This window comes from Nonomuraea sp. LP-02 (assembly GCF_036289125.1).
GTDB lineage: Bacteria > Actinomycetota > Actinomycetes > Streptosporangiales > Streptosporangiaceae > Nonomuraea > Nonomuraea bangladeshensis.
Genome location: NZ_JAXCLK010000001.1, coordinates 3,087,158 through 3,101,094 on the forward strand (window position 1 = coordinate 3,087,158; position 13,937 = coordinate 3,101,094).

A 13,937-nucleotide genomic window follows, 5' to 3' on the forward strand; every position below is an offset into this window, starting at 1 on the left:
GGGTCAGCGGTGGTGGCCGCGTTCCTCGGCCAGGTGGAGTCCGGCCTCGATGACGGCGTTCATGACGGGGGCCAGCCGGGCCTCGCCGAGTGACGGGGCGCGCAGGGCCATGCGGGCCACCAGGGCGCGTTCCCTGGCCAGGTCGCGCCCGGCGAACCCGCCGACGGGCTTGAGGCGCTGGACGGTGCCCGCGAGGGCGGCACGCCGTTCGAGGAGGGTGGCCAGGGCGGCGTCCACGCGGTCGATGGCGGCCCGGCACTCGGGGATCGTCGCGGGCGACTCGGGCCGCAGCAACGCCCCCACGACGGTCACGGCCTCCTCGGCCGCCCGCCACGCCGCCAGCGCCTCCGCCTTCGCGTCCGGCGCGCCACCGCGCGAAGCAGTCCCCCGCCGTACGGCGCCACCGCGCGGAAGGGGCGGCGTCCCGTACGGGAGGGCCGGGGCGAGGCGGAGGTGGGCGGGGGCGTAGACGATGAGGCCGTCGGCGCCGGCGGCGACGGCGGCCGGGGACAGGCCGGGGTCGGCCGAGACGTCGGCCAGCACCGGCCGTCCCGACACCGCACGGGCCGCCCGCAGCAGCCCGAGGTCGAGCGGGCCGCGTTCGCAGAGGATCACCCGCCCGTCGCCCTCCAGGGCGCAGTAGTCCGCCAGCCCGAGCCATTCCCCCAGCGACGCGCCCGCCCGCCGCTCGACGACGACCGGCAGCCCGAGCTCCGCCGCCGCCCGCACGAGCGGGATGTCGCGCGTCCACGCCGCACCCACCATGACCGCGTCCGCGAGCGAGGCGACGGCCGGCAGGTCGGCGGCGGTGCGCGGCTCGGCGAGCACGGGCGCGGCCCCCTCATGGGCGGTCGCGCCCTCAGGAACGCCTTCGACGAGCGCGCCCGGCAGCCCGCGGGCCTCCCGCAGCACCTCGTACGCGTCCGCCTCCGCCGGATGGGCCCGCAGGCTCACCCGGTCCCCGATCACCACGGCGGGCCCCTCGCCCACCAGCAGTTCACCGACGGCCACCGCGTGCCGTTCCAAGGTCGACGACATGACCGAACCCTCTCTGCACAGGCCGGCCCACACGCCATGCGGACAGGAGCTGGCGGGGATACAAAAAGGCAGAGACGGGTGCGTCTCTGCCTCGTGCCGGCTCCAGGTGGTCGCTAGCTGCCGACCGGCCCTCCCGGAGCCGGCCCGGTAAACACCTGGCGACAAGTCATGCGAGCAGCCTACACCCTGTTCTCACCTGCTGGACGGCCCTTCTCGTATGGCGGACTGTCCTTCGCGTGAGTCGCCGATGATCCCCCGCTATGGGAGTATTTCTTGGCCGAGAGGGAGGGTTTGAGGCCGTTGATGTCGGATCGTAAGCAGGCAGGACGTCGCATCGCCGGCCGCTACCAGCTGCAGGAGATCATCGGCCGGGGCGGTATGGGCATCGTCTGGCGAGCCCACGACGAGCTGCTCGACCGCACCGTCGCCGTCAAGGAGGTCCGCTACGCGGCCGCCCTGGGCGAGGAAGTGCAGCTCCTGAACCGGCGCACGATGCGCGAGGCGAGGGCGGCGGCCAGGTTCGAGCATCCCAACGTGATCGTCGTGCACGACGTGATCGAGGAGGACGACCGTCCCTGGATCGTCATGCAGCTCGTGCAGTCGCGCTCACTGGGGACGGTCATCAAGCAGGAGGGGCCGCTGCCGCCCAAGCGGGTGGCCGAGATCGGCATCGCCGTGCTCGACGCGCTGCACCGGGCGCACGAGGCGGGCGTGCTGCACCGCGACGTCAAGCCCGAGAACGTGCTGCTGGCCGACGACGGCCGCGTGGTGCTCACCGACTTCGGCATCGCCACGCTGGAGACCGAGACGCAGCTCACGGTGACGGGCCTGGCGGGCACGCCGGCGTTCATCGCCCCCGAGCGGCTGAAGGGGCTGCCCGCGCGGCGCGAGTCCGACCTGTGGTCGCTGGGCGCCACCCTCTACACGGCCGTGGAGGGCCGCTCGCCGCACGAGCGCGGCATGGCGCTGGCGACCATGCACGCCGTGCTGACCGACGAGCCCGACCCCGCCACGCACGCGGGCCCGCTGGCCGACGTGATCGCCGGGCTGCTGGCCAAGGAGCCGGTGCAGCGGCTGACGTACGAGGAGGCCGAGCGCATGCTGCGCGAGGCGATCGCGCAGGCGAGCCCCGCAGCCACCACGCAGTTCCCTGCCTCCGCGCCGCGCGAGCCCAGGTCGTCCGCGAAGCCGGCCCGGCCGCGCAGGCAGCCCTACCAGCCCAAGCCGCCCGCCGAGGACGACACCCCCACCGATCCCGACCTGCTGCCCGCCGCCGGCACGCCGCCCGAGACGGGCGCCAGGCTCACCCCGGTGACCGCCGGTCCGAAGCCGCCCGCGGAGTCCACCATGGACGCCGCCTCGCCGTCGCAGCAGAAGCGGCCCGGCCCGGTGATCGCGGCGGCGCTCGCGGTCCTGCTCGTCGCGGGCGTGGCCGGCTACCTCGGGCTGCGTTCCGGCCCCGGCGACGACCCCGGCGACGCCGGCGCCTCCACGGCGGGCGTGACCACGGCGGCGTCCCCGCCGTCCTCCCCGGCGGCGAGCGAGGGCACGCCGTCCGACGGCCCGTCGCCGAGCACCTCCGCCACACCGAGCGACACGGCCTCGCCGAGCGCGTCACCGAGCGCGTCACCGAGCGCGTCACCGAGCGAGACGAAGGCCGCCGAGGCCGCGCTGCCCAAGGGCTGGAAGTGGTACAAGGACAAGAAGATGGGCTTCACCATCGGCCTGCCTCCCGGCTGGGAGGTGTGGGACCGCAGCGGGCTGCAGGTCAAGTTCAAGGGGCCGGGGGCGGCGTCCAACGCGTACGTCATGGTCGAGGAGGCCGCCAAGCCGGGCAAGGACCCGTACAAGGACTGGAAGAAGCAGGAGCCGGTGCTGAAGCACAACTTCGGCGGCTACAAGAAGCTCGACATCAAGCGCGTCGACTACCAGAAGTCCGCCGCCGACTGGGACTTCACCTGGAACACCAACACCGGCAAGACGCGGGTCCGCAACCGGGGCTTCGTCACCGACAACGGGCGGGCGTACGCCATCTACTGGCACACGCTCAACAGCCACTGGAAGGACGACTACCGCTTCTTCGAGGGGTTCTGCGCGTCGTTCAAACCGGCCAAGTAGGCTTCCCGCCGTGCGCGTCAGCAACCGCTACCGTCTACTCGAACCCCTCGGCGAGGGCGGCATGGGCGTGGTCTGGCGGGCCTACGACGAGCTGCTCGACCGGACCGTCGCGATCAAGGAGGTCCGCTACGCCGGCGTCGGCGACGAGCGGCGGGCCGAGCTCAACCGGCGCACGATCAGGGAGGCGAGGGCGGCGGGCCGCCTGGACCACCCGTCGGTGGTGGTCGTCCACGACGTGGTCGAGGAGGACGGCCGGCCGTGGATCGTGATGCAGCTCGTACGCTCGCGCTCGCTCGCGCAGGTGGTGCGCGAGCAGGGGCCGCTGCCGGTCGGCCAGGTGGCGATGATCGGCGGCCGGGTGCTGGACGCGCTGCGGGCCGCGCACGCCACCGGGGTGCTGCACCGTGACGTCAAACCGGAGAACGTGCTGCTGGCCGACGACGGCCGGGTGGTGCTGACCGACTTCGGCATCGCCTCGCTGGAGGCCGAGGCGGGGCTGACGGCGACCGGCGGGCTGGTGGGCACGCCCGCGTACATGCCGCCGGAGCGGCTGAACGGCGAGCCCGCGCGGCCGGAGTCCGACCTGTGGTCGCTGGGCGCGACGCTGTACGCGGCGGTCGAGGGCGAGCCGCCGTTCAAACGCGAGTCGTGGGCGGCGACCGTGGCGGCGGTGCTGCGCGACCAGCCCGAGCCGCCGCGCCGGGCGGGGGCGCTGGCGCCGGTCGTCATGGGGCTGCTGCACCGGGACCCGGCCGGCCGGCTGCCGGCCGGGGAGGCGGCGCGACTGCTGCACGAGATCGCCACCGCCCACACCACACCCGCGATGCCCTTCCCGGCCCCCTCGGCGCCCTTCCCCGGCCCCGCCGGTCAGTTCTCCGACCCTGCCGGGCAGCTTCCCGGCCCCGCCGGTCAATTCTCCGACCCTGCCGGGTCGCATCCCGGCCCTGCCGGGCAGTTCTCCGGTCCTGCCGGTCAGTTCTCCGACCGGGCCGGGCGGCTTCCCGGCCCCCCAGGGCAGCCTCCCGGCCCGGTCGGGCAGGTGCCCCACTCCTTCGGGCAGGTGCCCGCCTCCTCGGGCGGGCCGCATGCGACGCAAGAGCCGGGCCGGCCGCACGTCACGATGCCGGAGGGGCAGCCCCGGCGCGGCCGGGGGCCGCTGGCCGTCGTGGCGGCCGTCGTGGCCGCGCTGGCGGCGCTCGGCGCACTCGGCGTGGGGGGCTGGATGCTGTACGACCGCTCGGCCTCCCCCGTGACGTCCTCCCCGGCGGCCCACCCGCCGGCGACCGACCCGACGGCCATCGGCCCGACGACGACTGGCCCGACAGGGACCGATCCGAACAGGGACCGATCCAGCAGGGACCGACCCAGCAGGGACCGATCCGTCGGCGACCCCGGAGCCGACGCCGTCCGTCACTTCCTCCCCCAGCCCGACGGCCCGCCCTCTCCCCGCGGGCTGGCGTACGCTCACCAACACGGCGGGCGGCTTCACCATCGGCCTCCCCAAGGGCTGGCGGGCCGAGAAGAACCCCGACAGGGACAGCGTCCGCCTCACCGGCCCCGACACCCCCGGCGCCCTGATCGTCGAGTGGACCGTCCCCGACATCCCGTGGCAGGACCCGAAGGCCCACTGGCTGGGCCTCGAACGGGAGATCCGCGCCAAGGGCGAGTTCCGCGACTACACCCGCATCGGCATCACCGGTGTCAGGTACCTTGGACGGGAGGCCGCCGACTGGGAGTTCACCCGGACCCGCTCCGGGAGCCTCATCCACGTCGTCAACCGCGGCTTCCACACCGCCGACGGCCGCCCGTTCGCCCTCTACTGGGAGACCCTCGACTCCCGCTGGGCCCGCGACCGTCACTACTTCGACGCCTTCGTGAGGACCTTCCGTCCCCGGTGAAGGCCCGGACCCCCGTGAGCAGAGACCAGGCGTGAAAGAGCTAGCCCATTTCTGGCGGCACCCCGCGGTGCCGGGGACAGACCTGCTCAAGGCCCGCTACGTCACCCACCGCTTCTCCCGCCACGTCCACGACGGCTACGCCATCGGCGTGATCGTCAGGGGCGTTGAGGAGTTCGACTACCGGGGCACCACCCACCGGGCGGGCGCGGGCGAGCTGGTGCTGGTCAACCCCGAGTCGGTGCACACCGGCCAGGCGGGCACGCCGGAGGGCTGGTCGTACCGGATGTTGTACCCGTCGATCGAGGCGCTGACCACGATCGCGGCCGAGCTGCGCGCCCCCTACGCGACGCCGCACTTCCCGCGCCAGGTGGTACGGGACGAGGCGGTGGCGGCGCTGCTGGCCCGGGCTCACCAGGCGGCCGAGCGGGGCGACGCGCTGGCCGCCTCCACGCTGAGCCGGACGATGTTCGCCCGGCTGCTGACCCGTCACGCCGCGCCCCGCCCGGTGCGGCCGCTGTCGCCCGCGGGCGGCCGGGCCGTGCGGGAGGCCCTGGAGCTGCTGCACGAGAGCCTGGTGGACCCGCCCGCGCTGGAGGAGCTGGCCGCGGCGGTGGGGGCGCGGCCGTTCGGGCTGCTGCGGGCGTTCAAGGAGGCGACGGGGCTGCCGCCGCACGCGTACCTGACCTCGCTCCGCGTACGCACCGCGCGCCGCCTGCTGGAGGACGGCGTACGGCCGGCGCAGGTGGCCGCCGAGGTGGGGTTCACCGATCAGGCGCATCTCACCCGGCACTTCCGCCGCATCGTGGGGGTTCCGCCGGCCGCCTATCAACGTGCCGCAGGAACGTACAAGACGGACGAAACGCCCAGCACCTAACCTCCTGGCCATGGATGGAACGACACATCGTCCCGCCGCCGTGCGGGACGGTCTGGGCGTGGGCCTGGCCGTGGGGCTGTCCGGGCTCGCCTTCGGGGCCGCGGCCGTCACCGCGGGGCTGAGCGTGCCGCAGGCGTGCGTGCTGAGCCTGCTGACGTTCACGGGCGCCTCCCAGTTCGCGCTGACCGGGGCCGTCGGCGCGGGCGGCGACCCCCTGGCCGCCGTCGCCGGCGCGCTGCTGCTCGGCGGCCGCAACACCCTGTACGGCCTGCGCCTCGCCGACCTGCTCCGGGTACGCGGCCCCCGGCGGCTGCTGGCCGCGCACGGCGTGATCGACGAGACCGCGGCCGTGGCGCTCGCCCAGCCCGACAGGGAGTCGGCGCGGACGGGCTTCACGGTCACCTTCGCCAGCCTCTACATCGCCTGGAACCTGACGACGCTCGCCGGCGCGTACGGCACCGCGTTCCTAGGCGACCCCGGCGCGTTCGGGCTGGACGTGGTGGGCCCGGCCGCGTTCCTCGCCATCCTCTGGCCCCGGCTGAGCGCGAGCCGCGAGCTGCGCGCGCTCGCGGCGGGCGCGGCGGCGCTCGCGCTGTGCGCCACGCCGTTCCTGCCGCCGGGCGTCCCGGTGCTGCTGTCGGCCGCGGCCGTCCTGCCGGCCCTGATCCGGAGGTGAGGCGGCGATGACCTTGTGGTGGGCGATCGCCGCCCTGTGCGCGGGCTGCTACGCGCTGAAGCTCTCGGGGCTGGCCGCGCCGCGGTGGGTGCTGGACCATCCCGTGGTACGCAGGTTCGCCGAGCTGGTGCCGGTGGCGCTGCTGGCCGCGCTGGTCGCGGTGCAGACGTTCACCGAGGCGGGCGAGCTGCACGTCGACCCGGCCCGTACGGCGGGGCTCGCCGCGGCGGTGGTCGCGCTGCTGCTGCGGGCGCCGTTCCTCGCCGTGCTGTTCGCGGCGGCGGCGGTGACCGCGCTTGCCCGGCTGCTTCTGGGGTAGTCGCGATGCATGTCCGATTCAGCGGCGGTGACGGTCGGCGGGAGATATCGGCTGCTCAAGGCGATCGGCAAGGGCGGCATGGGGAAGGTCTGGCAGGCGCATGACGAGGTGCTGGGCCGGGACGTGGCGGTCAAGGAGGTCCTGCCCCCGCCCGACCTGACCGGCCCGGAGCGCGAGGTGTTCTCCCGGCGCACCTTCCGCGAGGCCAGGGCGGCCGGCCGGGTGGCGCATCCGGGCGTGGCCACCGTGTACGACGTCCTGGAGGAGAACGGGCACCCCTGGATCGTCATGCAGCTCGTACGCTCCCGCACGCTCGGCGAGGCGATCAGGGAGGACGGGCCGCTGTCCCCGTACGACGCCGCGCAGATCGGCGTGCAGCTGCTCCAGGCGCTGCGCGCCGCCCACGCCGCCGGGGTGCTGCACCGCGACGTCAAACCGGACAACGTGCTGCTCGCCGAGGACGGCCGTGCCGTGCTGACCGACTTCGGCATCGCCACCACCGAGGACGACAGCACCGTCACCCGTACGGGCGTCCTCATCGGGACGCCCGCCTTCATCGCGCCCGAGCGGGCGGCGGGCGGGCGTGCCTCGCCCGCGTCGGACCTGTGGTCGTTAGGCGTCACGCTCTACCAGGCCGTCGAGGGCCACTCCCCCTTCCAGCGCACCAACCCCCTGACCACGCTGGGCGCGGTCATGCACGCCGAGCCGGAGCCGGCGACCCACGCGGGCGCGCTCGCCCCGGTGCTGGACGGGCTGCTGCGCAAGAACCCGGGCGAACGCATGACGCTGGACGACGCCGAACGGCGGCTCACCGCGATCGTCATGGGCGCCTCCCCCGACCCGGCGCCGGCCACCAGGGTCATGCCCGCCCCCGTGGCGGGGACGGTCCCGGCCGGTCTGGCCGGCGGCGCGGCGGACGCCGGCACGGCCGGGGAGACGCGAGCGGCGGGCGCCGACGCCCAGGCCGCCCACGGGGGCGTCGAAGCAGCGGGCGGGGCGGCCGGTGGCCCGGGGCGGCGGCGCGGGTTCGCGCTGGCGGCGCTCGCCGGAGGCGTGGTCCTGGTGGCCGCCGTCACCGGCGGGGCGGCCTGGTGGTCGAGCCGCGCGTCCGACGCGGAACGCCCGTCGTCCACCCAGCCGGCCGTCGTCACCGAGTCCTCCGCACGGCCCTCCGCCGAGAAGGAGGAGTCCCGCCCGGCGGACACCGAGCCGCAGTCCCGGCCGAGCGGCGAGGCGCCGGTGCCCCAGCGGTCACCGGACGCCACGCCCTCCCCCACCGGCGATCGCCCGACCCAGAAGAAGACCACCGACAGGACCTCGGCCCCCGCGGACGACAAGGACGACAAGAAGGACGACAAGCGCGACAAGGGCGAGAACGGTGGCGACGACAAAGGCGACGACAAGGGCGGCGAGAAGCGGGACACCGGCGGAGGGGACGACCAGCCGTCCGACACGGACAGGTCCGGCGTGATCGAGGGCTCGCAGTGACCGCGCGCCCTCAGGACTCCTCGCGCACGATGTCGAGCGCCTTCTGCAGATCGGCCGGATAGTCGGTGCTGAACGACATCCAGTCGCCCGTGGACGGGTGCTCGAACCCGAGCGCCACCGCGTGCAGCCACTGCCGGGTGACCCCGAGGCGGGCGGCGAGCGTGGGGTCGGCGCCGTAGAGCAGGTCGCCGACGCACGGGTGCCGCAGGGCGGACATGTGCACCCGGATCTGGTGGGTGCGCCCGGTCTCCAGCTTGATGTCCAGCAGCGAAGCCGCCCGGAACGCCTCGATCGTGTCGTAGTGGGTGACGGACGGCTTGCCGCCGGCCACCACCGCGAAGCGGCCGTCGCCCGACGGGTGGCGGTCGATCGGCGCGTCCACCGTGCCGCGGAACGGGTCGGGATGCCCCTGGACCAGCGCGTGGTAGCGCTTGTCGACCGTGCGCTCCTTGAAGGCGCGCTTGAGGTGGGAGTAGGCGTGCTCGCTCTTGGCCACGACCATGGCCCCGGTGGTGTTGGCGTCGAGGCGGTGCACGATGCCCTGGCGCTCGGCGGCGCCGCTGGTGGCGATGGTGTGCCCGGCGCCGAGCAGCCCGCCGATGACCGTGGGGCCGGTCCAGCCGACGGTCGGGTGGGCGGCCACGCCGATGGGCTTGTTGACCACGATGATGTCGTCGTCCTCGTACACGATGGTCATGCCGGGCACCGGCTCGGCCACGGGCATGGGCGTGGTGACCGGCGGCGGCAGCGTGACCTCCAGCCACGAGCCCGCCTGCACGCGGTCCGACTTGGCCGGCTGCCGGCCGTCCACCAGCACGTCGCCGCCCGCGATCAGGTCGGCGGCCCGGGTGCGGGAGAAGCCGAACAGCCGCGAGAGCGCGGCGTCGAGCCGCTCGCCCTCCAGGCCGTCGGGCACCGGCAGGCTGCGCTGCTCACTCACTCGCGCCCGCCTCCTTGCCGCCGTCGGCCTTCGCCTCGCCGTCGCTCTCCCTGGTCCCGTCGATCTGTACGTTCCGCCAGGCCAGCAGCACCGCCAGGATGCCGCCGCAGACGATCGCGGAGTCGGCGATGTTGAAGACAGGGAAGTAGTCGATGACGGGGAAGTGGCCGGGCAGCACCTCGATGAAGTCGACCACGTGCCCCTGGAGCTGCGTCGGCCGCCCGATCCCTGACGGGTAGCGCAGCAGCCGGTCGGTGAGGTTGCCGAGGGCGCCGCCGAGCAGCAGGCCGAGGGTGACGGCCCACGCCCGGCTGCCCAGCTTGCGCGCGGTGCGGATGATCGCCACGACCACACCGGCGGCGATCAGCGTGAAGACGAAGGTCATCCCGGTGCCGATGCTGAACGCGGCGCCGGAGTTGAAGATCACCCGGAACTGCAGGACGTCCTGGATGACGACCAGCGGCGCCTGGCCCTCAAGCGTTCGCAGCACCACCGTCTTGGTGATGAGGTCGGCCGTGTAGATCACGGCCGACAGGACGACGAGGAGCGCGAACAGTCGGCGACGCCGAGGTCGGCCTAGCGGCGCTCCTCCTTCTGCTTGCAGGCCACGCACAGCGTCGCCCTCGGGAACGCCTGCAGGCGCTCCTTGCCGATCGGCTTGTGGCACGATTCGCACACTCCATAGGTCCCTGCGTCGATCCTGGCGATCGCACGTTCGTTCTGCGCGACCAGATCGCGCGCATTCAGGGTAAGGGCGATCTCACGTTCGCGCTCGTACGTCTTGGCGCCGGCGTCCGCCTGGTCGTCGCCGGCTCCCTGAGTGATCTCCCCAGAGGCTATCTCGTTCTCGTGCCGGAGGATGTCCGCCTCGAGCTCGTCGATCTCCTGCTGGAGGCTGTCGCGTACCTCGGCCAGCTCCTTGTTCGACCACATCGACGGTGTAGCGGTCTGCGTGACTGCCGCCATGCTTGCCTCCATTGCTGATCAAGGCCATAAGGTGCGGGCAGCTTAGGATCCTGATAACGGAACGACAAACGACCCGCCGCACGGTTTACCTCCCCCGTACTATCCCGGCTCGCGCGTTCAACTCCTCCGCGGCGGCGTCCATTCCCACAACTTTGTCGGTGTTTACGGGTTGCGTACCCGCCGGCCTTCGCGGACGCCCCCGGAAACGTGAAAGCTCCGGCCCCGGCTCTGCGTTATTGTTGAAGACCTGCAAGGCGTCGATGGGGCCCCGACTGTGAGGGATATCACCCCGGAGCCGCCGGAAGAACGGCTCGCCTGCGAGCTCATTAGACCCGGCAGCAGACCCAAAGAAGAGGGCTCCGCCCGAGGGCGGGGTCAAGAAGGGTGGTACCGCGGAGCCGCACGGCTTCGTCCCTTCACGCTCGCCCTATCGGCCGATCAAGCGTGGAGGTCACGCCCGAGATGTCTTCCCCAACCTTCCGCCCTCTCCCCGCGCAGGTCGACCTGCCCGCGCTCGAGCGCGAGGTCCTCGACCGCTGGCGGGACGGGAAGATCTTCGAGCGCTCCGTGGAGCAGAACGCGGGCAACCCGACGTGGGTCTTCTACGAGGGCCCGCCCACCGCCAACGGCCTGCCCGGAGTGCACCACGTCGAGGCGCGCGTCTTCAAGGACCTCTTCCCCCGCTACAAGTCGATGCGCGGCTTCAGCGTCCCGCGCAAGGCCGGCTGGGACTGCCACGGCCTGCCCGTCGAGGTGGGCGTCGAGCGCGAGCTGGGCCTGTCCGGCAAGCGGGACATCGAGACGTACGGCATCGCCGAGTTCAACGCCAAGTGCCGCGAGTCGGTGCTGCGGAACGTCGACGCCTTCGAGCAGCTCACCGAGCGGATGGGCTACTGGATCGACCTGTCGCAGGCCTACCGCACCATGGACCCGTCCTACGTCGAGTCCGTGTGGTGGTCGCTGAAGGTCATCTTCGACAAGGGGCTGCTGTTCCGCGACTTCCGGATCACGCCCTACTGCCCGCGCTGCGGCACCGGCCTGTCCGACCACGAGATGGGCCAGCCCGGCGCGTACGAGACCGTCTCCAGCCCGTCCGTCTACGTCCGCATGCCGGTGCTGTCCGGCCCGCTGGCCGAGCTGAACGCCTCGCTGCTGATCTGGACCACCACGCCGTGGACGCTGGTCTCCAACACCGCCGTCGCCGTGCACCCCGACGTCACCTACGTCGCCGCGCGCACCGCCGACGGCGAGGTCCTGGTCGTGGCCGAGCCGCTGCTGTCGGTCCTCGGCGAGGGCGCCACCGAGGTGGCCCGCTACACCGGCCGCGAGCTGGAGCGCACCCCGTACGCGCGGCCGTTCGAGCTGGTCGACATCCCCGGCGCCCACTACGTCGTGCTCGGCGACTACGTCACCGTCGAGGACGGCACCGGCCTGGTCCACCAGGCCCCCGCGTTCGGCGCCGACGACATGGCGGTCATCAAGCGCTACGAGATGCCCGTCGTCAACCCGATCGGCCCCGACGGCCGCTTCCTCGACGACGTGCCCATGGTCGGCGGCACGTTCTTCAAGGACGCCGACGAGCAGCTGACCGAGGACCTGCGCGCCCGCGGCCTGCTCTACCGCGGCGGCCACTTCGACCACAGCTACCCGCACTGCTGGCGCTGCCACACGGCGCTGCTCTACTACGCGCTCCCGTCCTGGTACATCCGCACCACCGCGGTCAAGGACCAGATGCTGGCCGAGAACGCCGACACCAACTGGTTCCCCGAGACGATCAAGTGGGGCCGGTTCGGCGAGTGGCTGCGCAACAACGTCGACTGGTCGCTGTCGCGCTCGCGCTACTGGGGCACGCCGCTGCCGCTGTGGGTGTGCGGCGAGGACGACGGCCACGTCACGTGCGTCGGGTCGCTGGAGGAGCTGGGCACGCTGGCCGGGCGGGACGTCTCCGCGCTCGACCCGCACCGCCCCTTCGTGGACGACATCTCCTTCCCCTGCCCGAGCTGCGGCGCCGAGGCCCGCCGCGTCCCGGACGTCATCGACGCCTGGTACGACTCCGGCTCGATGCCGTTCGCCCAGTGGGGCGAGCGCGGCAAGCCCGAGGGCGTCTACCCGGCGCAGTTCATCTGCGAGGCCACCGACCAGACCCGCGGCTGGTTCTACTCGCTCATGGCCGTCGGCACGCTGGTCTTCGGCCAGTCCTCCTACGAGAACGTGCTCTGCCTCGGCCTGATCCTCGCCGAGGACGGCCGCAAGATGAGCAAGCACCTCGGCAACATCCTGGAGCCGATCCCGCTCATGGACGAGCACGGCGCCGACGCGCTGCGCTGGTTCATGGCCTGCTCCGGCTCGCCGTGGTCGGCCCGGCGCGTGGGACACAACGTCCTGGAGGAGATCGTCCGCAAGGTCCTCCTGACGTTGTGGAACACCTCGTCGTTCTTCACCCTCTACGCCAACGCCGAGTCCTGGACCCCTGCCCGGCTGGCCGAGGCCACCCCGGCCGCCGAGCGCCCGCTGCTCGACCGCTGGGCCCTCGCCGAGCTGCACCGCACGGTCGCCGAGGTCACGGCCGCGTTCGACGAGTACGACACCCAGCGGGCCGGCCGCCGCCTCGCCGAATTCCTCGACGACCTGTCCAACTGGTACGTCCGCCGCTCGCGCCGCCGCTTCTGGCAGGGCTCCGAGGACGCCTTCGCGACCCTGTACGAGTGCCTGGAGACGGTGCTGCGGCTGATGGCGCCCATCACGCCGTTCGTCACCGACCACCTCTGGGACGTCCTCCGCCCGGCCGGCGCCCCCGCCTCCGTGCACCTGGCGTCCTGGCCGGAGGCGCGCCACGACCTCATCGACCCGATGCTGTCCGACCGGATGGCGCTGGTGCGGCGGCTGGTGGAGCTGGGCCGCTCGGCCCGCGCCGCCTCCGGCGTCAAGACCCGGCAGCCGCTGCGGCGGGCGCTGGTGGGCGCGCACGGCTGGCAGACGCTGCCCGGCGAGCTGCGGGGGCTGGTGGCCGAGGAGCTCAACGTCCAGACCCTGGAGGACATGTCGGGCTTCAGCGCCGACCTCGTGTCCTACACGGTCAAGCCCAACTTCCGGACGCTGGGCAAGCGGTTCGGGCCCCGTACCAAGCTGGTGGCCGCCGCCGTCACCGCCGCCGACCCGGCCCGCGTGGCCCGCGCCATCCGCGCCGGCGGCACGGTCATGGTCGAGGCGGACGAGCTCGGCGAGATCATGCTCGGCCCCGACGACGTGATCGTCAACGAGCAGCCCAAGTCCGGCTGGGCCGTGGAGACCGGCGCCATCGGCGCGGGCGCGGGCGAGACCATCGCCCTGGACCTGGAGCTCACGGACGAGCTGCGCCGCGCCGGACTGCTGCGCGAGGTGATCCGCCTGGTCCAGGAGGCCCGTAAGGCCACCGGGCTGTCGATCACCGACCGCATCGAGCTGTGGTGGTCGGCCACGTCGCCGGAGCTCGCCGCCGCATTGCGCGACGAGCCGCGCGTGGTGGCGGAGGAGGTGCTGGCCACGTCGATGACGGAGGGCGCCGCCGACGACCTGCCGGTCCACACGGACGACGACCTGTCCCTGACCTTCCAGCTCCGCCGCGCCTGACCCCCATCGGT

General features: G+C 73.3%; 11 protein-coding genes and 1 pseudogene. 7 read left to right on the forward strand and 5 right to left on the reverse strand.

Annotated features, from left to right (window positions below; translation table 11 throughout):
* Window positions 1–3: 3 nt before the first annotated feature.
* Window positions 4–303, reverse strand: coding sequence for a chorismate mutase (locus tag SMD20_RS14355; RefSeq protein ID WP_329592547.1), 300 nt, complete (start codon window positions 301–303; stop codon window positions 4–6).
* A 303-nt stretch (window positions 304–606) separates the two neighbouring features.
* A pseudogene (locus SMD20_RS14360) lies at window positions 607–1,038 on the reverse strand (chorismate mutase); the annotation flags it as partial.
* Between the two features lie 303 nt (window positions 1,039–1,341).
* Between SMD20_RS14360 and SMD20_RS14365 the strand changes: the two are divergent.
* From SMD20_RS14365 to SMD20_RS14390, 6 genes are read left to right on the forward strand one after another with little or no spacing between them, the layout of a single operon-like run.
* On the forward strand, window positions 1,342–3,156 hold the full coding sequence (locus SMD20_RS14365; RefSeq protein WP_329580399.1) for a protein kinase domain-containing protein: 1,815 nt from the start codon (window positions 1,342–1,344) through the stop codon (window positions 3,154–3,156).
* 10 nt (window positions 3,157–3,166) lie between these two features.
* Window positions 3,167–5,089, forward strand: coding sequence for a serine/threonine protein kinase (locus SMD20_RS14370; RefSeq protein ID WP_329580402.1), 1,923 nt, complete (start codon window positions 3,167–3,169; stop codon window positions 5,087–5,089).
* On the forward strand, window positions 5,086–5,928 hold the full coding sequence (locus SMD20_RS14375) for an AraC family transcriptional regulator (protein WP_329580405.1): 843 nt from the start codon (window positions 5,086–5,088) through the stop codon (window positions 5,926–5,928). Before SMD20_RS14370 ends, SMD20_RS14375 begins: the two co-directional genes overlap by 4 nt.
* A 10-nt stretch (window positions 5,929–5,938) precedes the next feature.
* Complete coding sequence (locus SMD20_RS14380; protein ID WP_329580408.1) at window positions 5,939–6,604, forward strand: AzlC family ABC transporter permease; 666 nt, start codon at window positions 5,939–5,941, stop codon at window positions 6,602–6,604.
* A 7-nt stretch (window positions 6,605–6,611) separates the two neighbouring features.
* A complete protein-coding gene (locus tag SMD20_RS14385) occupies window positions 6,612–6,923 on the forward strand; it encodes an AzlD domain-containing protein (protein WP_329580411.1) in 312 nt (103 codons plus the stop codon).
* Between the two features lie 9 nt (window positions 6,924–6,932).
* Window positions 6,933–8,411 (forward strand): serine/threonine-protein kinase, encoded by a 1,479-nt coding sequence (locus SMD20_RS14390; protein ID WP_329580414.1) that lies wholly within the window; start codon window positions 6,933–6,935, stop codon window positions 8,409–8,411.
* A 10-nt stretch (window positions 8,412–8,421) separates the two neighbouring features.
* Here SMD20_RS14390 and SMD20_RS14395 read toward each other — a convergent pair whose 3' ends face one another.
* From SMD20_RS14395 to SMD20_RS14405, 3 genes are read right to left on the reverse strand one after another with little or no spacing between them, the layout of a single operon-like run.
* The gene (locus SMD20_RS14395) at window positions 8,422–9,351 is read right to left on the reverse strand and encodes an RluA family pseudouridine synthase (protein WP_329580416.1); all 930 of its coding nucleotides are present in this window, start codon (window positions 9,349–9,351) and stop codon (window positions 8,422–8,424) included.
* Entirely contained in the window at window positions 9,344–9,955 is a 612-nt protein-coding gene (gene lspA, locus SMD20_RS14400; protein WP_329592549.1) for a signal peptidase II, read from the reverse strand. Before lspA ends, SMD20_RS14395 begins: the two co-directional genes overlap by 8 nt.
* Window positions 9,928–10,317, reverse strand: coding sequence for a TraR/DksA family transcriptional regulator (locus SMD20_RS14405; RefSeq protein ID WP_329580419.1), 390 nt, complete (start codon window positions 10,315–10,317; stop codon window positions 9,928–9,930). The genes lspA and SMD20_RS14405 overlap by 28 nt, the downstream gene beginning before the upstream one ends.
* 462 nt (window positions 10,318–10,779) lie before the next feature.
* Between SMD20_RS14405 and ileS the strand changes: the two genes are divergently transcribed.
* Entirely contained in the window at window positions 10,780–13,926 is a 3,147-nt protein-coding gene (gene ileS / locus SMD20_RS14410; RefSeq protein WP_329580422.1) for an isoleucine--tRNA ligase, read from the forward strand.
* Window positions 13,927–13,937 lie beyond the last annotated feature (11 nt).